Source organism: Pseudomonas sp. SP16.1 (genome assembly GCF_052682975.1).
The window spans coordinates 277411-300158 of the sequence record NZ_JBQYFZ010000001.1 but is presented as its reverse complement, the minus strand read 5'-3'; the positions used below and the strand labels follow the sequence as shown (position 1 = coordinate 300158).

The window sequence follows — 22748 nt, the reverse complement described above, 5'->3', positions numbered from 1 at the left end:
CACAAACGGCATCCGACACCGGCGCTGCAGTCTTTGTGCCGACTTGTGGCGAACGGCTGCGCCACTTAAGGTGGCCGCATCTTCCCCGCGAGCCTTTCAGCATGTGGTCCTACAAGGCCTGGCGCCGTCGCCGTACCCTCGAACGCCACCCGGTCGATCCGGCGCACTGGGCCGAGGTATGCCGGCGCCTGCCGATCCTCGACGGACTGGACGAGGCCGAGCTGCTGCGCCTGCGCGAACGCGCCGTGCTGTTTCTCGCCGACAAGCGCCTGAGCGCCCTGCCCGGCGTCGAGCTGGGCGCGGTCGAGCGCCTGCTGCTGGCGGCGCAGGCGCAGCTGCCGCTGCTGCATCTGGACGAGCTGGACTGGTACCGCGGCTTTCACGAGATCGTCTTGTACCCCGACGACTTCCTCAGCCCGCAGCGCCACCGCGACGCCGCCGGGGTCGAGCACGAATGGGACGATGCACGCAGCGGCGAGGCCTGGCAGCAGGGCCCGGTGATCCTCGCCTGGCCCGGGGTCGAGGCCAGCGGCGGCTGGGACGGCTACAACCTGGTCATCCACGAACTGGCGCACAAGCTGGACATGCTCGACGGTGGGGCCAACGGCCTGCCGCCGCTGCACCGCGACATGCGCGTGCAGGACTGGGCGCAGGCCATGCAGGGCGCCTTCGATGCGCTGGGCGCCGAGCTGGATGCCGACCTCGACGCCGAAACCGCCATCGATCCCTACGCCGCGGAAGACCCGGCGGAGTTCTTCGCGGTGACCAGCGAGTACTTCTTCAGCGCCCCGGACCTGCTGGCCGAGGCCTTTCCCGAGGTCTACCGGCAGCTGGCGCTGTTCTACCGCCAGGACCCGCTGACCCGGCTGCAACGCCTGCAGGCCGAACACCGCGACTACCGGATAGTCGAAAACACGACCAATGGCTGAGTAAGCCGGCGTAGTCACCCCGCGCGAATGTGCCTATAATCCGCCCCACTTTTTTGGCCCTCCCTGGGAGTAACCCCATGAGCTACAGCAAGATCCCGGCTGGCAAAGACCTGCCGAACGACATCTACGTTGCTATCGAGATCCCGGCCAACCACGCGCCGATCAAATACGAAATCGACCACGACACAGATTGCCTGATGGTCGACCGCTTCATGGCCACCCCGATGTTCTACCCGGCCAACTACGGTTTTATTCCCCATACCCTGGCCGACGACGGCGATCCCCTGGACGTGCTGGTCGTGACCCCCTACCCGGTCGCCCCGGGTTCGGTGATCCGCGCCCGTCCGGTCGGCGTGCTGCACATGAGCGACGAAGCCGGCGGCGACGCCAAGCTGGTCGCGGTACCGCACGACAAGCTGACCGTGCTGTACAAGGACGTTCAGGAATACACCGACCTGCCGGCCCTGCTGATCGAGCAGATCAAGCACTTCTTCGAGAACTACAAGGATCTGGAGAAGGGCAAGTGGGTCAAGGTCGAAGGCTGGGGCGGCGCCGAAGAGGCCCGCGGCCTGATCAACAAGGCAGTCGCGGCTTACCAAAAATAAGCCCTGACCACCCCCTAAAAGCCGGCCACAAGCCGGCTTTTTTATGCCTGAAAATCGCGTAAGCAAAGGGCTTCGCGCAAACAAATGCCGGTGACCCACACTCTGACCCACACTTTGGCTTGCGTGGCCTGACGGGCGGTAGTGGCGAAAATTATAAGGTTGCCGATTGCCTGTATACTGGCTATACAGTTTCTTCGCAGCACTGAAGGCCCCGAGAGGGCGAGCATATGAAAGGCGTTGACTTCGCGAATCCCAAGCACGGCTCCTCACATGACGAGGTGAATTTTGACCTCAAGCGCATGGAAAAGGCGCTCTCTGGTGATCGTTTTGTCATGCCCGAAGGAATGACTCGCGAGGAGTTTCGCGAGTGGATGCGAGGGAATGCTCGTAGATGCCGTTCAAGGTAGAGTTCAGCGAACACTTCACGCAGAAATACGACGACATCAGCGATCCTGAGCGGGCGCTAATTGACGATTTCGTATTCCACTTTCGCCAGTTTGGCCTGAACGGCTACTGTGGCAAAGTCGCCAAAACCGATAACGTCCCTCAGGTCGATCCAGACCGTATCCACAAGATCTGGTGGGCCAATAAGCACCATCTCCATCATGTGCACATAGGCTATCCCGCCTGGCAGCCGTGCCGGAATCCCTATGGAACTTACATGACCTCGGAGTACATGGTGCACTTCCAGAGGTTCAGCCATGAGTACATTGCACTGGTCGACTACGGCTCACACAACCCCTTCTTAATCCCAGAGCGACAGATGCTCTTCAAGCGATACTGAGACAAGCCCCGCCATCGAGCGGGGCTCTTCGTTTCGGTCGTTAACAGTTAACGTTTGCTGGGGGCTATTCAGCAAATCAAATGGCGTTTTCAAATGGCTGCGAGCCAGGCGCCGCAAGGGTTCCGGCTGGGTTGTTAACCTCATTTGCTGATTAACAACTTTGAAAGGGGGGATTTTTTCTGCGAATGAGTTCGGGGGCGGTTTCCGCTTCGAAGGCCTGAAAATTGTTTGACTACCCCCCCCTGGCCGTCTCCGGCGCGCTCGTTCCTTCACCCTCTCCACATAGAAATTCAAGAATCAGCGGAAACGCCCGCCATGACTGGTCCGCGCTCTTTTCGCAGAAGTGCAGGAACAGGGCGCTTTGGGGTTACGGGAGGATTTCCCCCATAACCCTCCACAAGCCAGGCGATCACCGCATTGGAGGGTGAACGATTCGTTCAACCCCACCGGGGAATACCTCGACCGCCAATGGCGGATGAACCCGCATTTCCTCAATATGAGGAAATCCCACTGCTACGCAGACGATGGCGCAGAAGCGCTCCATCGAGCGTCTGGCAAAGCGTGGCGTGTTGATCCCCGTTGGGGGTGAGCATCGAGGGTCCGGCCTTCGTGCTCATGGAGCCAATCGGCGCCATGGTGGTCGGGGGTGTAGAGGGTCTGTTTCAGGGACGAAACTTGGCTCAGGCCTTGGCGTCTTGCGCTGTCTTCCGGGCGTGGCACCCAACCTTTACCAACTGTCCGTTGATGGTCTCGTATCGAACGCAGAGAACCTGACAGTTCGCCTCAGTATCCTCGCCGCCCTGGTGCAACGGCACCTTGTGATCTAGCTCAAAGCCGGCCGGGAAGTCGCAGAGTTTGCCGCATTGGGCACAGTTGGGGTTGCGTGCCCATACCTTAAGGCGCCGCTCCTGGAGCTTCCTGCCTGTCATCCTGCGCGCCTTGGTGGTGGGCAGTTGCTGGACTTGCCGACCCCCAACCTCCTGCAGCCTGGGCTTGATGGTGGTCAGTCGGGATCTCTTCATGCCGTGCCCTCAAATTCGCGAATGCAGGCGGCGATATCCGCCAGGTCATCGCTCGCATAAACGATCACGTTGCTGCTAGCCCTAACCAGCCTGTAGCGCGTGCCGAACCGGCGAAGCGCTACAGGATCGCGGCACCACTTCAGCCACAGGCCACGCCGCTCGGCTTGATCGCAGAGCGCATAAACCTCGCGTGGCGGCGGCGGAAGCGGAGCCGCCCAGTTCTGTTTTTGGCCTGCGGGCGCTTCATCGCCGGCCGCTCCCGTCCAACGGAATCCTGGCATTGGTTGGCCCTCAGTGCTTGGTCATCGGGAGATTGTCGGCGCTCACAACCATCAGGAAGGGGCCGTCCGCGCCGTTCTCTACCAGCACGATGGCGGCGTCGGGTTGAGCCTTGACCACACGCAGCGCCAGGCCGCCTTCCTTACGCAACTCAGCGATGCGCGCGGCAATCTGCGGGTTGCCAGGTACCGGGTCTTCGCTGGGGTCGCGCTGGGCGACGATGCGAGCCACAGTTGCAAGAATTTCGGCGTCAGTCATCGAGTTTTCTCCAGGCCCGCCAGGAGGTCGGTCAGCAGTTGAATATCGCCCTCCAAGCGCTCGATGCGCTCGAGCGCTTTGACCAGTTGGCCGGCGAGAATACCGGCGCCAGCCAGCGCGAAAGCTTCCTTGGCGCCATCTTTTGCGAAATCCCGTGCCAACTGATTGATCCGTTGAACCAGCGCCTCGGCGCGGTCTGAGGTGCTCGCGAAGGGTTTCAGGGTCATGCAGCTATCCCCCCGATTTGGCGCAGTGCGATTTCTGCCGAACCTCGAAACAGCCTTACAAGCTCGACCTCTAGGGCTGGCGTCCAGGCTCCAGGAGGCAGCTCCAGGCCGTGCGTTACGGTCTCGCCGCCGATGTCGGCACAGATGAGGGAGAGGCCGCCAGAGCAGCGGATCACTTCCGCGTTGCTGACAGTCCGACCACCATTGCGGCGGGCTGCCTCGGTTGCCAGCCTGGCGAAGGCCAGGCGCTCGGCGTCAATCAAGCTCGCGTAGTTCATGGCGATCACCAGTTCACGCTGTTGAGCCAGGCCACAGAACCGGCAGCAGCGTGCCAGTTGAGCCAGCGGGTCAGGCGGTAGGCGCTCAGGTTGTGCTGCCACAGGCTCACGTCGACCGCCGGATCGCCGTTGCTGTCGAGCGTCGCGATAGTTGCCTGATTCGAATAGTCGATCTCCAGGCCATCGTCGGCCAGCATGATGCGGCCCGGCTCGATGATCGCGATCTCGCCGTCGGGGATCTCGGCATGGGTGACGTGCCCGACGCCTGCCAACTCGCCGCCGCGCGCGCCGGTGCCATCATACAGCGGCGCCAGCTTCACACCATTGCGCGGGCTGGTCAGGATCACGGCGCCGTCGAGGTCACCGGTAAAGGCGTCAATCAGCGCGGCAATGTCGTTTGCCGGGTTGTTCGAGCCGGTGCCTGGAGTCACGCCGGCAAGAATGCCAGCAGGCGCCTCAGGGGCCGCTGCTGCATTCGAGAAGAACGCTGCAGACTCGCCGTCGGCAACGGCGCGGATCAGATCGCGAGAAAGCGCCGACTCTGCAGGCATAGCGGATGCCATCTCACGGGTGACAGGCACGATGCCACTCAGCTTGCGGCGGGGCAGCTTGCGAGCAGTGAAATCCAACTCGCCGACCGGAATTGCTTGGCCCTCACCGATAAAACCGATGATAGAGCCGGCGGACTGTTCCAAGGCCGGAAGCTCGGACGGCAGTTTGCGGAACGGCGACGCGGCGTCGATCTTGCTGATCAGCGAACGACGCTGTGCCAGTTGCAGGATCTCGCGATAGGCCAGCCCAAGGTCGCCGCTGATGTTGCCGGTGCCGGTGCCGATTTGCTTCAAAATCGACAGAACCGCGCCAGAGGTTGCGGCAGCCTTGGCATTTTCTCGGTGGCCGTTTGCTCGGGCGAGTTCTTGCAGCGCTTGGATCAGGTGACGTGCATTGTTGTGCATGGTGTTCTCCTGTTGGGTATGGCAGAGAGTGTCCCGCCATACCCGCGTCGCCTCCCCGACGACAGCGAGCGCGGTTCAACGGTTTTCAGCGGTCTTCGGCGTCATCGTTGAGGAACTCAGCCAGGTCGCGCAGGGCATAGCGCCAGCCCGCGCGAGTCTTGCGGCATGGCAAGCGGCGGTCGGTTCCGCGCCAGTAGCGCAGGGTTTCGGGGGCTCGGTCGCACAGGGCGGCGGCTGTTGCTTCGGCGACTTCGTCAAACGGGCCGACCCAAAAGCCGCGATCCAGGCACCAACGGCGCAGCAACTCGACTCGGTCGTCGGTGTCGTGGTTGCTCATCGCAGAACCTCCACGTCAGGCCATCGCCAGCGGGCCGCCTCCAAGGCTTCCGAGTAGGTCATTGGCTCGCCGATCATCGTGCAGAGCGTTTTGCCGTCGCGGGTGATGCACCAGTTGCTGCGGCGCTCCTGGCCGTCATTGGCGGCCAGCTCGGCGAGCAACTCCAGGCGGTGGGCCTTGATGTATTTGCGCACGTCGTCGGAGAGCCGACTGGCCGGCGAAACGACCAGCCGCTTACCGGCGACCCGGGCGGAGAAGCCGCGGGCGGTGAGATAGTCGATGGCAGCCATCACAGTTCCTCCGCGTCCGATTCGTCGAAAGGAGGAGGCGGCGGGGCGCAGAAGGTGCTCACGTTTTCCAGAAGGTGCTCACTGTTTTTTGTGAGCACCTTCTGCGTTTTCTGAGCACCTTCTGCCGAAAGCTGCCATACCCATTGCTGCTTCCCTTCACCCAGCCGACCACCTTCCTTGACCGCCTCGGCCCCGATTACCTTCTGGGCGCGCCGGACAGTTGCCCAGGACAAACCGGCGTCAGCAGCCTCCGACTTGATCTGCCGCGTGGGCACTGGGCCACCCTGCAGCGTGTCCCGCAAGAAGTCGCAGGCCTCCTCAAGTTCGCTGCGCTGGTCGTCATCACCAGTGCTCTCAACATCGGCCAGGATGTCCCGCGCGCTGCCCTCGATGCGCTCACCCCAGAGCACCCGGGTCGTCTCTATGCCGTCGCCGACGGTGCATGGCTCGACTACGTAGCCCACGCCGCCCTGGTCATCGCTGATATTGGATTTCGCCCGCGCCAGCACCCTGGTTTCGGTGTCTTCCTGCTTGGCGGCCACCAGCACCGCCCGCGCCAGCGCCCCGAAGGCCTGGCTGCCGATCACCCGGTCGGCCGGCGAGGAGGCGGCGCTGCCCTTGCTGAAGTGCGTGATGCCCAGCACGGCGCACCAGTGAGCCTCGGCGAAGTCGATCACCGCCTGCAGGGCGCGCCGCACATCGTTGGCGCGGTGCATGTCGCCCTTTACCACGTTGACCACCGGGTCGAGCAGCAGCAGGGAGGCGCCGCCGATCTCCTCGACGGCCTCCTTCAGCAGGTCGAAGTCCGTGGCCGGGTCGAAGGGCTCACGCTCGCCGGCGGCGTTCACTCGGCCCTGGATGATGTGAACCCGGGTCAGGTCGGCGCCGGCCGCCATCAACCGCGGCACCAGGGTGTCGGCGGGGTCGTCCTCCGACGACCAGATCAGGGCATTGCCTTTTTCGCTGCAGGCTTCGCCATCAGGCCAGCGGCCTCCGCTGGTCATCGTGCCGATCAGGCCCACGGCGAGCGTCGTCTTGCCACTACCGCCAGCGCCGGCCAGCACCGTCAATTTCCCGCGGGCGACCCAGCCAGGCCAGAGCCAGCGAATGGGAACCGGCGTGATAGAGGCTGCCGACGTCAGCTCGGCGCGCCACTTCGGCGAAGCCGGCGGTTTGGGCAGGACGGCGACGCCCTCCCACTCCTTGGCGAAACGATCACTGGGCGCGGTCATTGGTCACCCCCAGGCGCTGCTTGGCCAGATCGAAACGGGCCTGGTCTTCGGCGGTCAGCTGGTGGCCCTGTTGCTGCTGCGCCAGGCCGATTCGGTAGACGGTGCGCTCATGCTCAATGGCGGCCCGGCTCGGCCCCCGGCGAACCGGCTTGTCGCCGGGGAACAGGTCGCGCAGCTCCAGTCCAATCGCCGCGAGAATGTCGCGGGTGGTGCAGCCGGCCCAGCAGTGCAGCAGCACCTTGCCGTCGTCGGCCTCGCGGATGCTCAAGCTGGGGTTGGTGTCTTTATGCGCAGGGCAGCAGGCTTTCCAGCGTCCAGAGCCTGCCGCCATCACCTTGTCCAGGCGCGACAACAGCAGGCCGAGAGGGTCGCAATTGTTGATCGATCCGGTATGCTGTAACGGCTGATTGTTGTTTCGACTGAGCCCCGTCCCACCGGGGCTTTTTCGTGTCTGGAGGCTCATTTGCGACCCTCCAGCTTTTCGGCCACCCAATTTTCAATTTCGAGCGAGTCCCAGCCGACAGCACGCGGGCCGATGCGGCGACACCTCGGGAACTCGCCCCGATCCATGAACAGGTAAATGGAGCTGCGCTTGTAGCCGGTAGCCGAAATAACTTCCGGCAGGCGCATGATGCGGCGGGATTGATTCATAACCGTCTTCCTCGGTGTGGAATGGACGGTTATGGAAATTACGCACGTGTTTTTGGGTATGCGGGAGCTTCCCACCCATTAATTACTGGAGGGCTTGCAGATGTGCCTTCGGATGGTCTCGGTCTTCTCTCCGGGTCCAGCTATCCGCCCAGCAACGTCGCGTATGCTCAAGCGGGGATTGGCAGCCCACTGAGCATCAGCGAGCCTCTGCCATCTGTCCCATTCCGGTTTCCGTTCTCCGCGACGTTGCTCGGCACCGCTGAAGCCGTTACGGGTGTTCTGCGCTTCCTCAAATTTCCAGGCTAACCATGCTTCGGATACTTCCACTAGCCTCTTGCGGCAATTCTCCCTGCTTATGGCATCGCCAGTGCGGTAGAGCAGCGCCCACTGGACAATTTCCTGAAACGCCACGTCTATGGCGGGAACTAGTGCGTCGTCGTGCTCACACTTGAACTTCCATAAGGCCGCCTGGGCCTTCTTCTTGCTCATCAACACGCCCTCAGTATGGCCAGTGCCGGCCCCGGCTAACGGGGCCGGCATCTAGCTTAGAGCTGCTGCCACTCAGCCAGCTTGGCCTTCGCTTTCGCGTACTCATCAGCCAATTCTTCCTGGCTGGTCATGTCGTCGGCCAATCCGCACTGGGCGACGGCAAACGTGTACCGACTGCTATTCGCGTTGAAAAAGTCGCACGCCGACTGAGCTTCATCCTTACCAGGAAAAGGCCCAAGAAAGCCAAACGGGCCGCGCATGACGTCGCTACGTTGCACGGTGTAGAACTGCATAAACGTTTCGAGCTGCTGGAATTGCATGGCGAATCCCCCCTGTAGTCAGTCCATGTAGATGATTGCGTTCTTTTCGCCGTACTTGGCCTGCATCAGCTCAAGTGCAGTTTGTGCGTGGTCGCGGCGATACAGCCAGGGTGAACGGTGCTCGCGTCCATTTCTCAGATAGAGGACGCAGTACATGGGCGCGGAAATTGGCGCCTGCAGAGCAGTGCGAAGCCGATCCCGCTTGATGCGTGCAGCCAAGGCTTGCTGTGAATCCAGTACACTTTCAGTAGCCATGATTTAGACCTCCTGGGGTCTTATTGTGGTCAGGGCCTGCCCGTACTGCGAATACCGGCAGGCCCGCTTGCCTGAGTCCGTCAGGCGCGGTTTCTTGGATGCAGTGGCACTACGTTGGTCGCTGGCGTGCTAGTGCAATAAGCTGCCCAGTCGGCCATCAAGGCGCGGCGCTTTTCCAGAAAATCAGATCTCGAATAGGCGGCCTCGGTCTGGTCGCGCTCGTCGTGAGCCAGTGCCAGCTCGCACACCTCCCGCGGGTAATGGGTAGCTTCATTCGCCCAATCTCGAAAGCTCGAACGGAAACCATGGCGGGTCACGTCGTCATGCCCCAGATCGTGTAGCAGGTTGCGAATAGCGTTTGCGTGCATGACCCCTGTCTTGCCCTGGCCCGGGAACAGGTACGGGCTGCCCTCAATTCGAGGCAGAGCCTCGAGCATTTCGACAACCTCGGCAGCCAGCGGAATGTAGAAGGCTTTGCGCATCTTCATCCGGGCGGCCGGAAGGGACCAGAGGCCGGCATCTAGGTCGAGCTCATTCCAGGCAGCAAAGCGCACCATCTGCGCACGGGCCCCGGTCAGAATCATCAGCCTGGCGGCGACCGCTACACGGGCTTCGTTCTGTGCCAGCTTGAGCATTAGCGCGGGCACGTCCTGCCATTTCATAGCGGGGAAGTGCTGCCGCTGTCGGGCCTTCTTCTTCTCGGCCTTCGACAGTAGGTTGTCCAAGTGGCCGCGCCAGCGGGCCGGGTTGTCGCCATCACGCAAACGGCGCGCCTTGGCGGCATCTAGAACCTGCTCAATCTGGCCTCGAACCTCATCGGCGGTGCGGGTCTTGGTTGCCCAGATCGGCTGCAGTAGCTTCAGGACGTGCTCGGTTTGAATCTCGCCGGCAGGCATCTTGCCGATGACCGGGAAAGCGTACAGCTCCAGCTTCCGCAGCCAGCCCTTGCGCCATTTCTCCGACCAGCTCGCGCCGTGCGCCTGCTGATACTCGATCGCCAGCGTCTCGAAAGTAATGCGGCGGGCCTGCGCCTGACGTTCGGCCTCGCGCTTCTGCTCGCGGGCAGCGTCACGAGCAGCGAGTGGATCAGCGCCGGCCGCCAACACCTTGCGCTGGTCTGCTGCGAGTTGTCGGGCCTCGGCAAGGGTCACAGCTGGGTATGGGCCTAGCCCCATCTCTCGGCTCTTGCCGTCCAGCTTGTAGCGGAAAATCCAGCTAGATGCGCCGGCTTTGCTTATCTGGAAATACAGCCCATCGCCATCGTTGGTTTTGCCCGGAATCCCTGCCCTTGCCAGCGACTCGGCCGTCTTGCTTGTGAGCTTGCCCATACAGCCCTCCAAATCCTGACCCACACCTCCCGACCCACACCTTGACCCACACCTTGGAAGCGGATTTAAGCGATGATTACCGGAAAGCAATGGACAGATGATAGGCTGCAAGCCCCGTAAATACTAGGCTTCACTGAACATTGCGGATTTTTAATGGATGCTGGTTAAGCCGGCCACAAGCCGGCTTTTTTATTGGCCGCTCGCCGCCAATCCCCGCTTATCGCCCCAGCGCCTAGCCGGTAATCGCCCAGTTTCGTCGCCCGCCATTTCTCCCCGTCCTGTGGCTGAAAGCTACGCCACTACTGGCTTTCAGCCTTTCCACCGGACTCTCTCTGGTTGTTGCTCCCCGCCGTAAGTGGCTCGCTCGGTTGACCGTATTAACTAGTTAGTACATTTTTCCGAAACGGCTTATCGCCCGTTGCCACAACAACAAGAGATCGCCCCTATGTCCCCCTGCATCCTGGTGCTCAACGGCCCCAACCTGAATCTGCTCGGCACCCGCGAGCCGGCCACCTACGGCCATGAGACCCTCGCCGATATCTCCCGCCTGTGCGCCGACACCGCGGCCGAGTGCGGCCTGGCCATCGAGTTCCGCCAGACCAATCATGAAGGCGAGCTGCTCGACTGGATTCACAAGGCACGCGGTCGCTGCGCCGGCATCCTGATCAACCCGGCGGCCTGGACCCACACCTCGGTGGCGATTCGCGACGCCCTGGTGGCCAGCGAGCTGCCGGTGCTCGAGGTGCATCTGTCCAACGTGCACAAGCGCGAGGCCTTCCGCCATCACTCCTTCGTCTCGTCGATCGCCGTCGGGGTGATCTGCGGTCTCGGCAGCCAGGGCTATCGCCTGGGGCTGCAATACTTCAGCCAGTTGCTCAAGGGATAACGCCATGTCCTCCGCCACATCCAGCATCCTCGCCGGCCTTATCGGCGCCGGCATCCAGGGCTCGCGCACGCCGGCCATGCACGAACGCGAGGGTGATGCCCAGGGTCTGCGCTACCTCTACCGGCTGATCGACCTGGACCAGCTCGGCCTCGACAGTAGCGCCCTGCCCGAGCTGCTCGGCGCCGCCGAGCGCATGGGTTTCACCGGGCTGAACATCACCTTTCCCTGCAAGCAGGCGATCATCCCGCTGCTCGACGAGCTGTCGGACGAGGCGCGCGGCATCGGCGCGGTGAACACCGTGGTGTTCAAGGACGGCAAGCGCATCGGCCACAACACCGACTGCCTGGGCTTCGCCGAAGGCCTGCGCCGCGGCCTGCCGGGCGTGGCGCGCCAGCGCGTGGTGCAGATGGGCGCCGGCGGCGCCGGTGCCGCGGTGGCCCATGCGCTGCTCAGCGAAGGGGTCGAGCAACTGAGCATCTTCGACGTCGAGCCGGCGCGCGCGCAGGCCCTGGCGGACAACCTCAACCAGCACTTCGGCGCCGGCCGCGCCCTGGTCGGCAGCGACCTGGCCGCCGCCATGGCGGTGGCCGACGGTCTGGTCAATACCACGCCGATGGGCATGGCCAAGCTGCCCGGCACGCCGGTGCCGAAGGAACTGCTGCGCCCGGCGCTGTGGGTGGCGGAGATCGTCTACTTCCCGCTGCAGACCGAGCTGCTGCGCGACGCCCGCGCCCTCGGCTGCCCGACCCAGGACGGTGGCAATATGGCGGTGTTCCAGGCGGTCAAGGCGTTCGAGCTGTTTAGCGGCCGGCAAGCCGATGCCCAGCGCATGCTGGCGCATTTCGCCAGTTTCTGAAGGGCGGTGCGCGCTGCGCACCCTAAGGTCTGGGCCGCACCGCCCGTAGGGTGTCGCGGGGCCGCCTAGGTGGTGCGCACCACCAGTTCCGTGCCGACGATCATTTATCCCTCTCCCCCGCGAAGGGAGGGGCTCGAGTTCAGGCGTACCGCTCGCATAGCGGTACGCCTGCTTCCGGTCGGCGCGCGCGGCGCCCCCTAAGGCGGCGACCCGACGAACGTCAGGCCTGCATATAGCGCAGCACCGATTCGCAAATCACCTGCTTGTGCCGCTGCTTGGTGTCCTCGGCGGACAGGTCGATCTGGAAGATGGTGCCGAAGGTGTGGCGGTTGGACACCCGGTAGAAGCAGAACGAGCTGATCAGCATATGGATGTCCAGCGGGTTCAGGCCACTGCGGAACAATCCTTCGGCCTCGCCGCGACGGAGGATGTCGGCGATGGCCTCGAGCACCGAGTTGTTCAGCGTCGGGATCACCGCGGAGCGGGTGATGTGCTCGCCGTGGTGGATGTTCTCGATGCTGACGATGCGCACGAAGTCGACGTTGCGGTCGTGGTGGTCGAAGGTGAACTCGATCAGCCGGCGGATCGCTTCGGGCGGGCTCAGCTCGCCGAGATGCAGCTTGCCCTCGGTATTGCGGATATCGCCGTAGAGCTTCTCCAGTACCGCCAGGTAGAGCTGCTCCTTGCTGGCGAAGTAGTAGTAGATCATCCGCTTGGAGGTGTGGGTGCGCTCGGCGATGGCGTCGACCCGCGCGCCGGACAGGCCGTGGCGAACGAATTCGTCGACCGCCGCCAGAAGGATGCTCTCGCGGGTCTTCTCCGGGTTGTTCTTGCGCCCCTTGCGCGCCGCCTCGGTGACGGGGACGGCGAGGCTGACTGCGGTATCGCTCATACGGACTCACGGTTTCTTATTGGAATGGGCGGATTATCCGTGGCGGCGGGGGCGCTGGGAAGCCGGCGCCCCGGCGCTCACAGCCGCGGACGCCTGGCCGCGCCGCTGCGCGCCTTGGCCATGGCCGCCAGGCGCACCGCGACGTTGGCCGCGCCGTAGCCGACGTAGCCGTTCTTGCGCTGAATGATCTCGAAGAAAAAGCGCTCCTCGAACGGCTCGGTATAGACGTGGAACAGCTCGCCGCCCTGGGCGTCGCGGTCGTAGAGCACGTTGTAGTAGGCCAGCTCGCTCAAGAACTCGTCGTCGAAGTCGAAGCGCGCGGCCAGGTCGTCGTAGTAGTTCAGCGGGATTTCCAGCAGCGGCACGCCGGCCTCCTTGGCCCGCGCCACCTCGGCGAAGATGTCGTCGCAAGAGAAGGCGATATGGTGCACGCCGGAGCCGCGGTAGCTCGACAGCGCATGGGCGATGGCGGTGTTGCGGTTTTCCGAGATGTTCAGCGGCAGGCGCACCGAGCTGCAGCGACTGCGCAGCGCGCGGCTCTTGACCAGGCCGTAGGGGTCGGGCAGCACTACCTCGTCGTCGGCCTCGAAGTCCAGCAGGCTCTTGTAGAACAGCACCCAGCTATCCAGCGACTCGGCCGGCAGGGCCAGGGCCATGTGGTCGATGCGTTGCAGGCCGCCGGCGGCCTCGGCGTTCGGATCGAGCTTGAAGTCGGTGTCGTAGATGGTCTGCCCCTCGCCTGCCTGCTCCACCAGGTAGATCAGGCTGCCGTCCGGGGCGCGCACCGCGGGGATTTCCCGCTCGTTGGGACCGACCAGGCCGCGATAGGGCTGGCCGCGGTAGTCGCAGGCGCGCTGCAGTGCGCTCGCACCGTTCTTGACCCTCAGCGCGGTGGCGCACAGCGAAGGGCCGTGGGCCTCGAAGAAGTTGTGGGCGAAGGAATAGGGCTCGGCGTTGAGCACTATATTGATGTCGCCCTGGCGCAGCAGGCTGACGTCCTTGGAGCGGTGCTGGCCGGCGCGGGCGAAGCCCAGGCGCTCCAGCCAGCCAGCCAGGCGCGCGCCGACCGCCTCGTCGACGGCGAATTCGAGGAACTCCAGGCCGTCGTAGCGGCTGGCCGCCGGCGGGGTGAACAGCACGCCCGGCTCGATCGCCACGCCCTCCTTTTCCAGGCGCTTGGCGGTCTTCTCTTCCAGGTACAGCAGCGAACGCAGGCCGTCGGCGGCGTTCTGCCGCGGCGGCGCGGCGCGGAAGCCGTCGTTGAAGATCTCCAGCGACAGCGGCCCGCGGTAGCCGCTGCGCAGGATCGGCGCGAGGAAACCGGCCAGGTCGAACTCGCCCTGCCCCGGGAAGCAGCGGAAATGCCGGCTCCACTCCAGCACGTCCATGGCCAGGATCGGCGCGTCGGCCATCTGCACGAAGAAGATCTTGTCGCCGGGAATCTCGGCGATGGCCGCCGGGTCGCCCTTGAGCGACAGGGTGTGGAAGCTGTCGAGGATCACCCCCAGCGCCGGATGATCGGCCTGGCGCACCAGCTTCCATACCTGCTGCCAGGTGTTGACGTGGCGGCCCCAGGCCAGGGCCTCGTAGCCGATGCGCAGGCCACGGGCGCCGGCGCGTTCGGCCAGCAGGCGCAGGTCGTCGACGAGGATGTCCTCGTCGCCCAGGGAGTCGGCGGCGACGTTGCTGCACACCAGCACCAGGTCGGTGCCGAGTTCCTGCATCAGGTCGAACTTGCGCTCGGCGCGGTCGAGGTTGCGCGCCAGGCGGTCGCGGCGGCAGCCCTCGAAGTCGCGAAACGGCTGGAACAGTGTGATGGCCAGGCCGAGGTCGGCGCAGCGCTTGCGGATTTCGCCGGGACTGCCGTCGTAGTAGAGCAGGTCGTTCTCGAAGATCTCCACGCCGTCGAACCCGGCGGCGGCGATGGCTTCGAGTTTTTCCGGCAGGGTACCGCTCAACGATACGGTGGCAATGGAACGCTGCATGTTCGACTCCGGCAAGAAACGGCGCCGTGGGCGGCGCTCATGAATTGTTCGTAGCCTGGATTATTGGCAGCGATCCGCAAGCCGGCAACGCAAAATGGACGAACCGGTTAGTTTTCCGTTCGATAATCGAACAGATCCCATGAAGCCACACGCCCAGGTGGTAGACCGCAATCACCCGTTGCGGCATGGCGCCCGTGGGAGGCCGGCGGCATTGCGCTTCAGCCGCGAAGCGCTGCGCGCTTTCGAGGCCCGTCGCGGCTGTAGCCGCTCCCGCATTCCAGCGCTGTCGGCGCTTAGCCGCGGCGGTTCTGCCAGACCGCCGCCAGCCCGCTCAGGCAGATGATCAGGATGCCGACCAGCGCCGTGGCATCCGGCGTGTGGCGGAACGCCAACCACCCCAGCAGGCCGGCGAAGACGATCTGCACGTAGCCGAACGGCGCCAGCAGCGCCGGCGCGGCATGGCGGAAGGCATGGGTCAGCAGCAGATGGGCGAGCATGCCGCAGCCGCCCAGGGCCAGCATCATCAGGCCATGCGCCAGGCTAGGCAGCTGCCAGACGAAGGGCACCAGCAGGCTCATCGCCAGGGTATTGACCACTCCGGCGAAGAAGTTGCTGGTGGTGGCGCTGTCCACCTCGCTCAGGCGCCGGGTCAGCAGCTGGTAGAAGCTGAAGCACAGCGCCGCGGCGAGCGGCAGCAGCACCGCCGGGGTGAACAGGCTGCCGCCGGGATGGACGATGACCAGCACGCCGATGAAACCGGCGCTCACCGCCGCCCACTGTCCGCGGCTGACCCGCTCGCCGAGCAGCGGCACCGACAGCGCGGTGACCAGCAGCGGCGCGAGAAAGATCACCGCGGTGGCCTCGGCCAGCGGAATGAACATCAGCCCCGCGGTGAACAGCAGGCTGACCGCCAGCAGACACAACGCCCTGAGCACCTGCAAGCCGGGACGTTTGCTGCGCAGTACGCGCAGGCCGGACTGCGGCAGGAAGATGCCGGCCATCAGCAGGGTGTGCACCAGATAACGCACCCAGACGATCAGGACGATCGGGTAGAAACCGGCCAGGTGCTTGGCCATGGCGTCGTGGCTGGCAAACAGGAAGGTCGCCAGCACCATCAGGCCGATCCCCCTGAATGGATGATTGGCGCCGGACAACGGGGTGGAACTCATGGAGTACCCGCGGGGCGGTCGTGCCGCAAAAAGATAGCAAGACAACTAACTATACAGATCGAGCCCCCTCGCCGCCTATGCCGAACGCGGCAGGCAAAGGTCTCGGCACGACAGCCGGTCGCCACCGGCTACAACCCGGCGAGCAGCGCGTGAGTCCTGGCCAGCGCCAGCTGCGCCCGCTCGTAGGCACCGACGCCCCGCTCCAGCAGCTGCCGCGTGGGAATCTCCAGGCTCAGCGGGATGTTCGCCGGCAGGGCGCGCAGCAGGCCGAGCAGGTCGCAGTCGCCGTCGCCGGGAAAGCGCCGTTCGTTGCGCGCCTGACGCAGTATCTCGGCCATGTCGGCCGGCCGCGGCCCGGCCACGTCGCACAGCTGGGCGTAGCGCAGGCGCGCGGCCGGCAGCGTGGCGAGATCCTCCAGGCGCGAGGCGCTGCGGTCGAAGTGGAAGGCATCGACCAGCACGCAACCGTTGGCGCGATCCGCCGCGGCGACGATGCGCACGGCCTGGCTCAGGTCGCGCGCATCGGTCCAGGGCATGAATTCCAGGTGCGGATGCAGGCCATAGGGCGCGGCCAGGTCACACAGGGCGGCGAAGTTGGCGGTCAGGCGCGCCTCGTCCGCATCGTTGCCGGCCACCAGCAGCTCGCTGGCGCCCAGCTCGGCGCCGACGGCGAGGATGGCCTCGAACTCGGCGACGCGAGTCTCGGGCTTCAGCCGCAGGATTTCCACGTCGAGCACGCGGATGCCGGTGTCGCGCAGGCGCTGGCGGGTCTGCGCGCGCAGCCTGGCGTCGGCCACCAGCGGGAAGTGCTGCTCCTCCGGCGTGGCCGGCACCAGGCGCAGGCCGACGTGGCTGTAGCCGGCGCGGGCGGCCACCTCGACCATCTGCGGCGGCGACAGCTCGAGCACGGTGAGGGCGGCCAGGGACAGAATGCGTTCGCTCATGCTGGTGTCTCGCTCAGATGATCTGTGGGGCGCAGGCGCGGCCGCTCTCGGCTGCCTGGCGGATGGCTTCGACCAGTGCCAGGGTGCGCCCGGCGTCCTCGGCGCTGACCAGCGGCGCGGCCTGGCCGCGGGCGACCTCGACGAAGTGCTGCAGCTGGCGGCGCAGCGCCTCGCCGGCGGCGCACGGCTCCTGCACCTGCAGCAGCGGCTCGTGCCAGCCGGCGCCGGCCTCGGCGTAATGCCAGCGCTTGAGCTGGGGGATGCTCAGAGCGCCCGCGGTGCCGGCCAGCAGGTAACAGGGCTGCTCGGCCTGGCGCGGGTAGTCCGGGTTCTCGCCGGAATCCAGCTCCCAGCTCCAGGGCGCGGCCACCGCGTCGGAGCCGGTCAGGCTGCCCAGGGCGCCGCCGGCGAACTGCAGCAGGATGGCGGCGCTGTCCTCGTTGGCGAAGCCACGCACGCCGTTGCTGGTGAAGGCCTGCACCTGGCGCACTTCGCCGCACAGGTGGCGCAGCAGGTCGAGGTCGTGGATCAGGTTGGTCAGCAGCATCCCCGCGCCGGCCTCGCGGCGCCAGGGAATGTCGTAGTAGCTGTCGGGCTTGCGCAGCTGCCACAGCGCGGTGACGGTAGTCAGGCGGCCGAGCGCGCCCGCCTCGATCAGCTCGCGGGCGCGGGCGATCAGCGGGTTGTGCCGGCGGTGATGGCCGACCAGTATCGGCACGCCGCTGGCGCGGCTGGCGGCGACCAGCTCGCGCACCTCGTCCAGGTGCACGCCCACCGGTTTCTCCAGCAGCACCGGCACCCCGGCGGCGAGGCAATCCAGCGCGGTGGCGACGTGCAGGGCATTGGGGTTGGCGACTATCACCGCCTCGGGACGCACTTCGGCCAGCATCCGCCGGTACTCGGCGAAATGCGCCACGCCGCACTGCGCGGCGAAATCGCCAGCCTGCGGGCCGGGGTCGGCGATGGCGCACAGCTGCGCCTCAGGCAGCTGGCGCAGGTGCTGCAGATGCTGGCGGCCCATGACGCCGGCGCCGATCAGGGCGATACGCAGGGGTGAAGTCACGCGGGCGATCCTCTTTTCGTCGTCGAAGCGGGAGGCCGAGCTGACCTCTTTTTTAATTTAGAACTCAGTTCCAAAAATTACGCAAGACGAAAATCGCGCCAATGGATTGCCGTCGCTCCGAAGTTAGCGAGGCAGTAAGCGAGGATACGGGTTGGCAATTGGTGCGCACGGCGCACCCTACAGCCGGACACCGCGTAGGGTGCGCCGTGCGCACCAGCGATACCGAGCTACCCGCTCAGACGAACAATTCGGAAGCCGGGCTGGCGGCGGACAGCTCCGCCGCGGCGGCCAGCAGCTCGGGCGCCAGCTGGTGGATGCGCGCCAGCGGCAGGCGCGCGCTGGGCCCGGCGATGCTGAGCACGCCGATCACCCGGCCGTCCAGCGGATGGCGCACCACCGCGGCCAGCGCCGAGGTGCCCAGCGAGGCGCTCTCCACCACCCAGGCGTAACCCAGCTCGCGGGCCAGGGACAGCCGTTCGAGCAGCTCCCCTTCGCTGCGCGGCGCATTGGGGCCGAACTCGGCCGGGTCGGCGATACCCTGGCGCGCCACCAGCGCCAGCGCCTCGCTGTCGCTCATACTGGCCAGCCAGGCGTGCCCTGAGGCGGTGTAGAACAGCGGCGCGTCGCGGCCCATGTCCGGGTCGTAGCGCAGGCCGGAGCGGGCGCCCTGGCTCTTAGCGATCCAGGTCTGCCGCTCGCCGTCGATCACCCCCAGGCGCACCAGTTCGCCACTGTCCTCGGCCAGGCGGTCGAGGATCGGCTGCACCACGTCGGCGCCGCTGCTGGCCAGGTAGCGAAAGCCCAGCGCCACCAACTTGGTCGACAGTCGGTAGCGGCTGGTCTGCGCGTCCTGGCGCACGTAGCCCAGGCGCACCAGCTCGGCGAGCATGCGGTGGGTGGCGCTCTTGGGGATGTCCAGCTCGTCGGCCAGGCTCTGCATCGGCAGGCCGCGGGCGTCGCGGGTGAGGCTTTCGAGGAGGCTGAGCGCGCGTTCGATCTGACTGCCGGCCATGGGAGATCCCTGCTGAATTTGCCGCGATTCTAGGAGACAGCGGCCGCCGGAGGCGAGCCCCAGGCTGGATGAGAATCGGCAGACGCGCGATACTGCGGGCGCCACGACGAATGTACTAACCGGTTCGTTCTTGTTCGGTTATCGAACAAAACCCGGTTTAGCGAATTGAAATGGCCAGGGGGTCGGCCCACTATTCCGACACGCCCTGAAGCGAAGTCGTTTTCTGCCTGCTGCCATCCGACTTCGAAAACTCAGTAGCCAATAAATATAAAAAGGTCGATTGCCATGTCACAGCCCATGCACCCGCATGCCCCGGCAACACCCGCAACCGCGCCGGTCGTTGCCCTCCCTGCGCCGAGCCTTGTGCTCGACGGTCGGTCGTCCCCGTCGCCCGCCGCCCTTGCCGTTCCCGCTTGCGTTGGCCGCCATCTGTCGCCGCGCACCGTAGAGCGAGCGCGACTGGCCCGAGCGGCCTGACGACCATCCGTACCCGGACCGCGTCGCGGTCCCCCAGCCTGTCGGAGCAAGCGCATGAACAAGACAGAAAAAATGCTGGTCGGCGAACGCAGCTTCTGCGTGCTGCTGCTGGCCCTGAGCCTGGTCATCCTCTACCTGGCCTACCAGATCGCCGGCTTCAGCTCGGTCAACTCGCCAGGCGCCTTCCCCCTCGGCGTCGGCCTGGTGATGCTGCTGGCGGCGCTGAAGATCGGCGCCGAGGCGCTGGCCAAGGCCAAGCCCGACTGCAGCGGCTGGCTGGATGCCTTCGGCCAGTTTCGCCGCGCGCATTTTCCCCGCCGCACATTGATCTTCGCCGTGCTGGCGGTGGCCTACCTGGCCGCCATCCAGTGGATCAGCTTCTACCTCAGCACCTTCCTGTTCCTGGTGCTGTCGATCGTCTATCTGCGCCGCGGCCGAGTGGTCGGCGCAGTATTGATCGCCGCCCTGCTGCTGCTGTTGATCTACCTGCTGTTCACCCTGGCGTTCAGCGTCTACCTGCCATAACGAGGCACCCGAGATGAGCGAGACCTTTTCCTATCTGCTGATGGCCTGGAGCGACCCGCAGCTGCTGCTGCTGACCGCCCTGGGAACCTTCGCCGGCATCTATATCGGCGCCATCCCGGGCCTGTCGGTGACCATGGCGGTGTCGATCCTGGTGTCCTTCACCTTCTCCTGGGAGGTCAACGACGCCCTCGCCCTGATCGTCGGCATCTTTATCGGCGGCGTCTACGGCGGCTCGCGCAGCGCCATCCTGCTGAACATCCCCGGCGCGCCGTCGTCGGTGGCCACCGCCTTCGACGGCTACCCGCTGGCGCAGCAGGGCGAGGCCGGTCGCGCCATCGGCCTGAGTACGGTGATGTCGGTGGTCGGCGGTATCGTCGGTACCATCATGCTGGCCAGCGCGGCGCCGCTGATCGGCGACCTGGCCCTGCGTTTCGCCCCGCGCGACTACTTCCTGGTCGCCGCCATCGGCCTGCTGCTGGTCGGCAGCCTGGCCGAGGGCTCGCTGGCCAAGGGCATCTTCGCCGCCGCCCTGGGCGCGGTGATCGGCCTGGTCGGCATGGACCCGGTGACCGCCGAGGGGCGCTTCACCCTGGGTCAGGTCGAACTGCTGGGCGGCATCCACTACGTGGTGCTGATGATCGGCCTGTTCGGCGTGGCCGAGGCCTTCTACCAGTTGCACAACCTCGACAGCCCGGTGGTGCGGCAGAAGGTCGACAAGATCCTGCCGTCCTTCGCCATGGTGCTTAAGTTCCTGCCGCTGTCGATCCGCACCTCGATCATCGGCGTGGTGGTCGGCGTGCTGCCGGGCGTCGGCGGCGACATCGCCGCGCTGATGGCCTACGACCATGCCAAGCGCACCGTGAAGAACCCCAGCAAGCCCTTCGGCAAGGGCGCCTACGAAGGCCTGGTGGCCCCGGAAACCGCCAACAGCGCGGCGGTCGGCGGCGCCTACGTGCCGATGCTGACCCTCGGCATGCCGGGCGATGCGGTGACCGCGGTGATCATCGGCGCGCTGGTGGTGCACGGCCTCAACCCCGGCCCGATGCTGATGGTGGAGAACCCGCACATCTTCTACTTCACCGTCGGCAACCTGCTGCTGGCCAACGTCTTCCTGCTGATCTTCGGCCTGATGGGCATCAAGCTGTTCGCCAAGTTCGTCGAGATGCCCAAGGCGGTGCTGATCCCGCTGATCCTGGTGCTCTGCGTGGTCGGCACCTACTCGATCAACAGCAGCATGACCGAGGTGTACTGGATGCTCGGCTTCGGCCTGCTCGGCTACCTGCTGAAGATCTTCGGCTTCCAGATGGGCCCGATCATCCTCGGCGCCATCCTCGGCCCGCTGATGGACACCTCCTATCGCCAGGCCATGTCCTCGGCCGGCGACAACCCGGTGGAGCTGCTGCAGGGTCTGGTCACCAGCCCGCTGTCGCTGATCCTCACCAGCGCCGTGGTGCTGATCCTGCTGGGCAACACCTCGCTGTTGAAGAAACTCAAGTGCAAATGCAAGGCCGCACTGGCCCGTAGCTGAACGCATCACCCGCAAGGCGTGCCCCGGCCTACAGGGGCTTACAACAACAATCCGATGGAGAGTCTCCACATGTTCAAAGCCCTACTGACCGGCGCCGCCCTCGGCCTCAGCGCCCTGACCCTGGCCCTGCCGGCCCACGCCGAGTACCCCGAGCGCAGCATCCAGGCGGTGATCCCCTGGGGTGCCGGCGGCGCCACCGACAACGTCATGCGCAGCCTGACCCCCTACGTGGAGAAAGAACTCGGCGGCAAGCTGATTCTCAACAACCGCCCGGGCGGCACCGCGGTGATCGGCAGCACCTTCGTCAAGCAACAGCGTCCGAACGGCTACACCATCCTGCTCGGCGCGGAAAATCCGCAGCTGTACAAGGTGCTGAAACTGGCCGACTTCGACTACGCCGACTTCTACCCGGTCAACATCATCGGCCAGAACGTGGTGGTGATCGCCGCCAACGCCGATGCGCCGTTCAACTCCATGGCCGAGCTGCTGGCCGCGGCCAAGGCCAACCCGGACACCCTGCGCATGGGCTCCACCGGCGCCGGCGGCCTGCCGAGCACGGTCAGCGCGATGATCAACGCGGTGGACGAACTCAAAGTGCGCGAAGTGACCTTCGGCGGCGACGGCCCCGGCATCACCGCGCTGATGGGCAAGCACATCGACTTCATGCCGCTGAGCCTGGCCGCCGCCCGCGAACTGGTGCGCAGCGGCAAGCTCAAGGCGCTGGCCGTGTTCGCCACCGAGGAAACCCCGGAACTGCCGGGCGTGGAGCCGATCACCAAGGCCCTGCCGGCGATCGCCGAGTACCTGCCGTGGGGCCCGTTCTGGGGCGCCTTCGTACACAAGGATACCCCGGACGACGTCAAGCAGAAGCTGGTGGACGCCTACGCCAAGGCCGTGGCCAACGAGGAGTTCCAGGGCTTTTTGAAGAACTTCGGCGCGCAGAGCCTGAACCTCAACGGCGCCGAGGCCGAGGACTTCCTCAAGCGCTGGCAGTCGGTCACCACCTGGTCGATGTACAAGGCCAAGGCCATCGAGGTCGCCCCGGACTCGGTCGGTATCGCCAAGCCCTGAGCCGACGCTGAAAGCAACCCGCCGGTGAGCGCCGGCGGTCATTCCCCTCCCCTGCTGTTTTTCGCATCCGCTGCGGCGGAGGGGATCGTGCGTCCTGAAA

General features: G+C 65.3%; 28 protein-coding genes. 8 read left to right on the top strand and 20 right to left on the bottom strand.

What is annotated here, in order from left to right; all coding sequences use genetic code 11:
- Positions 1 to 101: 101 nt before the first annotated feature.
- From ACUTAF_RS01515 to ACUTAF_RS01505, 3 genes are all read left to right on the top strand, one after another.
- Complete coding sequence (locus ACUTAF_RS01515) at positions 102 to 929, top strand: M90 family metallopeptidase (protein WP_445578312.1); 828 nt, start codon at positions 102 to 104, stop codon at positions 927 to 929.
- Between the two features lie 77 nt (positions 930 to 1006).
- The gene (gene ppa / locus ACUTAF_RS01510) at positions 1007 to 1534 is read left to right on the top strand and encodes an inorganic diphosphatase (RefSeq protein ID WP_013717208.1); all 528 of its coding nucleotides are present in this window, start codon (positions 1007 to 1009) and stop codon (positions 1532 to 1534) included.
- 391 nt (positions 1535 to 1925) lie between these two features.
- Complete coding sequence (locus tag ACUTAF_RS01505; RefSeq protein ID WP_445578311.1) at positions 1926 to 2318, top strand: hypothetical protein; 393 nt, start codon at positions 1926 to 1928, stop codon at positions 2316 to 2318.
- Between the two features lie 680 nt (positions 2319 to 2998).
- Here ACUTAF_RS01505 and ACUTAF_RS01500 read toward each other — a convergent pair.
- From ACUTAF_RS01500 to ACUTAF_RS01435, 14 genes are all read right to left on the bottom strand, one after another.
- Entirely contained in the window at positions 2999 to 3247 is a 249-nt protein-coding gene (locus ACUTAF_RS01500) for an HNH endonuclease (RefSeq protein WP_445582380.1), read from the bottom strand.
- 384 nt (positions 3248 to 3631) lie between these two features.
- A complete protein-coding gene (locus ACUTAF_RS01495) occupies positions 3632 to 3877 on the bottom strand; it encodes a hypothetical protein (RefSeq protein ID WP_445578310.1) in 246 nt (81 codons plus the stop codon).
- Positions 3874 to 4104, bottom strand: coding sequence for a hypothetical protein (locus ACUTAF_RS01490; RefSeq protein WP_445578309.1), 231 nt, complete (start codon positions 4102 to 4104; stop codon positions 3874 to 3876). Before ACUTAF_RS01490 ends, ACUTAF_RS01495 begins: the two co-directional genes overlap by 4 nt.
- Positions 4101 to 4382 carry a hypothetical protein gene (locus ACUTAF_RS01485; RefSeq protein WP_445578308.1) on the bottom strand — a complete coding sequence of 94 codons (282 nt, stop codon included), beginning with the start codon at positions 4380 to 4382 and terminating at the stop codon, positions 4101 to 4103. Before ACUTAF_RS01485 ends, ACUTAF_RS01490 begins: the two co-directional genes overlap by 4 nt.
- Before the next feature lie 5 nt (positions 4383 to 4387).
- A complete protein-coding gene (locus ACUTAF_RS01480) occupies positions 4388 to 5338 on the bottom strand; it encodes a phage major capsid protein (RefSeq protein ID WP_445578307.1) in 951 nt (316 codons plus the stop codon).
- 85 nt (positions 5339 to 5423) lie between these two features.
- Complete coding sequence (locus tag ACUTAF_RS01475) at positions 5424 to 5675, bottom strand: hypothetical protein (RefSeq protein ID WP_445578306.1); 252 nt, start codon at positions 5673 to 5675, stop codon at positions 5424 to 5426.
- Positions 5672 to 5965: a hypothetical protein gene (locus tag ACUTAF_RS01470; protein WP_445578305.1), complete on the bottom strand. Its 294-nt coding sequence runs from the start codon at positions 5963 to 5965 to the stop codon at positions 5672 to 5674. Before ACUTAF_RS01470 ends, ACUTAF_RS01475 begins: the two co-directional genes overlap by 4 nt.
- On the bottom strand, positions 5965 to 7197 hold the full coding sequence (locus ACUTAF_RS01465; protein ID WP_445578304.1) for an AAA family ATPase: 1233 nt from the start codon (positions 7195 to 7197) through the stop codon (positions 5965 to 5967). The genes ACUTAF_RS01470 and ACUTAF_RS01465 overlap by 1 nt, the downstream gene beginning before the upstream one ends.
- Entirely contained in the window at positions 7181 to 7465 is a 285-nt protein-coding gene (locus ACUTAF_RS01460) for a virulence-associated protein E (protein ID WP_445578303.1), read from the bottom strand. Before ACUTAF_RS01460 ends, ACUTAF_RS01465 begins: the two co-directional genes overlap by 17 nt.
- Before the next feature lie 191 nt (positions 7466 to 7656).
- Positions 7657 to 7848 (bottom strand): AlpA family phage regulatory protein, encoded by a 192-nt coding sequence (locus ACUTAF_RS01455; protein WP_445578302.1) that lies wholly within the window; start codon positions 7846 to 7848, stop codon positions 7657 to 7659.
- 78 nt (positions 7849 to 7926) lie between these two features.
- Positions 7927 to 8337 (bottom strand): hypothetical protein, encoded by a 411-nt coding sequence (locus ACUTAF_RS01450; RefSeq protein WP_445578301.1) that lies wholly within the window; start codon positions 8335 to 8337, stop codon positions 7927 to 7929.
- A gap of 56 nt (positions 8338 to 8393) precedes the next feature.
- On the bottom strand, positions 8394 to 8657 hold the full coding sequence (locus ACUTAF_RS01445) for a hypothetical protein (protein ID WP_445578300.1): 264 nt from the start codon (positions 8655 to 8657) through the stop codon (positions 8394 to 8396).
- An 18-nt stretch (positions 8658 to 8675) separates the two neighbouring features.
- Positions 8676 to 8912, bottom strand: a complete 237-nt coding sequence (locus tag ACUTAF_RS01440; RefSeq protein WP_445578299.1) for a hypothetical protein — start codon at positions 8910 to 8912, stop codon at positions 8676 to 8678.
- Between the two features lie 80 nt (positions 8913 to 8992).
- Positions 8993 to 10240, bottom strand: a complete 1248-nt coding sequence (locus ACUTAF_RS01435; RefSeq protein WP_445578298.1) for a tyrosine-type recombinase/integrase — start codon at positions 10238 to 10240, stop codon at positions 8993 to 8995.
- A 445-nt stretch (positions 10241 to 10685) separates the two neighbouring features.
- Here ACUTAF_RS01435 and aroQ point away from each other — a divergent pair, with 445 nt between their 5' ends.
- Entirely contained in the window at positions 10686 to 11126 is a 441-nt protein-coding gene (gene aroQ / locus ACUTAF_RS01430; protein WP_445578297.1) for a type II 3-dehydroquinate dehydratase, read from the top strand.
- A gap of 4 nt (positions 11127 to 11130) precedes the next feature.
- Positions 11131 to 11982, top strand: a complete 852-nt coding sequence (locus ACUTAF_RS01425) for a shikimate dehydrogenase (protein WP_445578296.1) — start codon at positions 11131 to 11133, stop codon at positions 11980 to 11982.
- A gap of 220 nt (positions 11983 to 12202) precedes the next feature.
- On the opposite strand, the gene ACUTAF_RS01420 is transcribed toward ACUTAF_RS01425, so the two are convergent.
- From ACUTAF_RS01420 to ACUTAF_RS01395, 6 genes are all read right to left on the bottom strand, one after another.
- Positions 12203 to 12874 carry a TetR family transcriptional regulator gene (locus tag ACUTAF_RS01420; protein ID WP_445578295.1) on the bottom strand — a complete coding sequence of 224 codons (672 nt, stop codon included), beginning with the start codon at positions 12872 to 12874 and terminating at the stop codon, positions 12203 to 12205.
- 77 nt (positions 12875 to 12951) lie between these two features.
- Complete coding sequence (quiC, locus tag ACUTAF_RS01415; RefSeq protein ID WP_445578294.1) at positions 12952 to 14859, bottom strand: 3-dehydroshikimate dehydratase QuiC; 1908 nt, start codon at positions 14857 to 14859, stop codon at positions 12952 to 12954.
- A 293-nt stretch (positions 14860 to 15152) separates the two neighbouring features.
- On the bottom strand, positions 15153 to 16028 hold the full coding sequence (locus tag ACUTAF_RS01410) for a DMT family transporter (RefSeq protein WP_445578293.1): 876 nt from the start codon (positions 16026 to 16028) through the stop codon (positions 15153 to 15155).
- A gap of 128 nt (positions 16029 to 16156) precedes the next feature.
- A complete protein-coding gene (locus ACUTAF_RS01405; protein WP_445578292.1) occupies positions 16157 to 16972 on the bottom strand; it encodes a sugar phosphate isomerase/epimerase family protein in 816 nt (271 codons plus the stop codon).
- Between the two features lie 13 nt (positions 16973 to 16985).
- The gene (locus tag ACUTAF_RS01400; protein WP_445578291.1) at positions 16986 to 18035 is read right to left on the bottom strand and encodes a Gfo/Idh/MocA family protein; all 1050 of its coding nucleotides are present in this window, start codon (positions 18033 to 18035) and stop codon (positions 16986 to 16988) included.
- Positions 18036 to 18270: 235 nt separating this feature from the next.
- Positions 18271 to 19047: an IclR family transcriptional regulator gene (locus ACUTAF_RS01395; RefSeq protein WP_445578290.1), complete on the bottom strand. Its 777-nt coding sequence runs from the start codon at positions 19045 to 19047 to the stop codon at positions 18271 to 18273.
- A gap of 531 nt (positions 19048 to 19578) precedes the next feature.
- Here ACUTAF_RS01395 and ACUTAF_RS01390 point away from each other — a divergent pair.
- From ACUTAF_RS01390 to ACUTAF_RS01380, 3 genes are all read left to right on the top strand, one after another.
- Positions 19579 to 20049: a tripartite tricarboxylate transporter TctB family protein gene (locus ACUTAF_RS01390; protein ID WP_445578289.1), complete on the top strand. Its 471-nt coding sequence runs from the start codon at positions 19579 to 19581 to the stop codon at positions 20047 to 20049.
- A gap of 13 nt (positions 20050 to 20062) precedes the next feature.
- A complete protein-coding gene (locus tag ACUTAF_RS01385; RefSeq protein WP_445578288.1) occupies positions 20063 to 21577 on the top strand; it encodes a tripartite tricarboxylate transporter permease in 1515 nt (504 codons plus the stop codon).
- Positions 21578 to 21646: 69 nt separating this feature from the next.
- Complete coding sequence (locus tag ACUTAF_RS01380) at positions 21647 to 22648, top strand: tripartite tricarboxylate transporter substrate binding protein (protein ID WP_445578287.1); 1002 nt, start codon at positions 21647 to 21649, stop codon at positions 22646 to 22648.
- The last annotated feature ends 100 nt before the right edge of the window (positions 22649 to 22748 follow it).

What these genes read in the sequence shown, in the direction of transcription:
- quiC (WP_445578294.1), bottom strand. Translation starts at nt 14,859, where the DNA reads ATGCAGCGTTCCATTGCCACCGTATCGTTGAGCGGTACCCTGCCGGAA.
- ACUTAF_RS01420 (WP_445578295.1), bottom strand. Translation starts at nt 12,874, where the DNA reads ATGAGCGATACCGCAGTCAGCCTCGCCGTCCCCGTCACCGAGGCGGCG.
- ACUTAF_RS01495 (WP_445578310.1), bottom strand. Translation starts at nt 3,877, where the DNA reads ATGACTGACGCCGAAATTCTTGCAACTGTGGCTCGCATCGTCGCCCAG.
- ACUTAF_RS01440 (WP_445578299.1), bottom strand. Translation starts at nt 8,912, where the DNA reads ATGGCTACTGAAAGTGTACTGGATTCACAGCAAGCCTTGGCTGCACGC.
- ACUTAF_RS01390 (WP_445578289.1), top strand. Translation starts at nt 19,579, where the DNA reads ATGAACAAGACAGAAAAAATGCTGGTCGGCGAACGCAGCTTCTGCGTG.
- ACUTAF_RS01480 (WP_445578307.1), bottom strand. Translation starts at nt 5,338, where the DNA reads ATGCACAACAATGCACGTCACCTGATCCAAGCGCTGCAAGAACTCGCC.
- ACUTAF_RS01485 (WP_445578308.1), bottom strand. Translation starts at nt 4,382, where the DNA reads ATGAACTACGCGAGCTTGATTGACGCCGAGCGCCTGGCCTTCGCCAGG.
- ACUTAF_RS01385 (WP_445578288.1), top strand. Translation starts at nt 20,063, where the DNA reads ATGAGCGAGACCTTTTCCTATCTGCTGATGGCCTGGAGCGACCCGCAG.
- ACUTAF_RS01410 (WP_445578293.1), bottom strand. Translation starts at nt 16,028, where the DNA reads ATGAGTTCCACCCCGTTGTCCGGCGCCAATCATCCATTCAGGGGGATC.
- ACUTAF_RS01450 (WP_445578301.1), bottom strand. Translation starts at nt 8,337, where the DNA reads ATGAGCAAGAAGAAGGCCCAGGCGGCCTTATGGAAGTTCAAGTGTGAG.
- ACUTAF_RS01435 (WP_445578298.1), bottom strand. Translation starts at nt 10,240, where the DNA reads ATGGGCAAGCTCACAAGCAAGACGGCCGAGTCGCTGGCAAGGGCAGGG.
- ACUTAF_RS01470 (WP_445578305.1), bottom strand. Translation starts at nt 5,965, where the DNA reads ATGGCTGCCATCGACTATCTCACCGCCCGCGGCTTCTCCGCCCGGGTC.
- ACUTAF_RS01455 (WP_445578302.1), bottom strand. Translation starts at nt 7,848, where the DNA reads ATGAATCAATCCCGCCGCATCATGCGCCTGCCGGAAGTTATTTCGGCT.
- ACUTAF_RS01490 (WP_445578309.1), bottom strand. Translation starts at nt 4,104, where the DNA reads ATGACCCTGAAACCCTTCGCGAGCACCTCAGACCGCGCCGAGGCGCTG.
- ACUTAF_RS01380 (WP_445578287.1), top strand. Translation starts at nt 21,647, where the DNA reads ATGTTCAAAGCCCTACTGACCGGCGCCGCCCTCGGCCTCAGCGCCCTG.
- ppa (WP_013717208.1), top strand. Translation starts at nt 1,007, where the DNA reads ATGAGCTACAGCAAGATCCCGGCTGGCAAAGACCTGCCGAACGACATC.
- ACUTAF_RS01515 (WP_445578312.1), top strand. Translation starts at nt 102, where the DNA reads ATGTGGTCCTACAAGGCCTGGCGCCGTCGCCGTACCCTCGAACGCCAC.
- ACUTAF_RS01475 (WP_445578306.1), bottom strand. Translation starts at nt 5,675, where the DNA reads ATGAGCAACCACGACACCGACGACCGAGTCGAGTTGCTGCGCCGTTGG.
- ACUTAF_RS01465 (WP_445578304.1), bottom strand. Translation starts at nt 7,197, where the DNA reads ATGACCGCGCCCAGTGATCGTTTCGCCAAGGAGTGGGAGGGCGTCGCC.
- ACUTAF_RS01405 (WP_445578292.1), bottom strand. Translation starts at nt 16,972, where the DNA reads ATGAGCGAACGCATTCTGTCCCTGGCCGCCCTCACCGTGCTCGAGCTG.
- ACUTAF_RS01395 (WP_445578290.1), bottom strand. Translation starts at nt 19,047, where the DNA reads ATGGCCGGCAGTCAGATCGAACGCGCGCTCAGCCTCCTCGAAAGCCTC.
- ACUTAF_RS01425 (WP_445578296.1), top strand. Translation starts at nt 11,131, where the DNA reads ATGTCCTCCGCCACATCCAGCATCCTCGCCGGCCTTATCGGCGCCGGC.
- ACUTAF_RS01505 (WP_445578311.1), top strand. Translation starts at nt 1,926, where the DNA reads ATGCCGTTCAAGGTAGAGTTCAGCGAACACTTCACGCAGAAATACGAC.
- aroQ (WP_445578297.1), top strand. Translation starts at nt 10,686, where the DNA reads ATGTCCCCCTGCATCCTGGTGCTCAACGGCCCCAACCTGAATCTGCTC.
- ACUTAF_RS01445 (WP_445578300.1), bottom strand. Translation starts at nt 8,657, where the DNA reads ATGCAATTCCAGCAGCTCGAAACGTTTATGCAGTTCTACACCGTGCAA.
- ACUTAF_RS01500 (WP_445582380.1), bottom strand. Translation starts at nt 3,247, where the DNA reads ATGACAGGCAGGAAGCTCCAGGAGCGGCGCCTTAAGGTATGGGCACGC.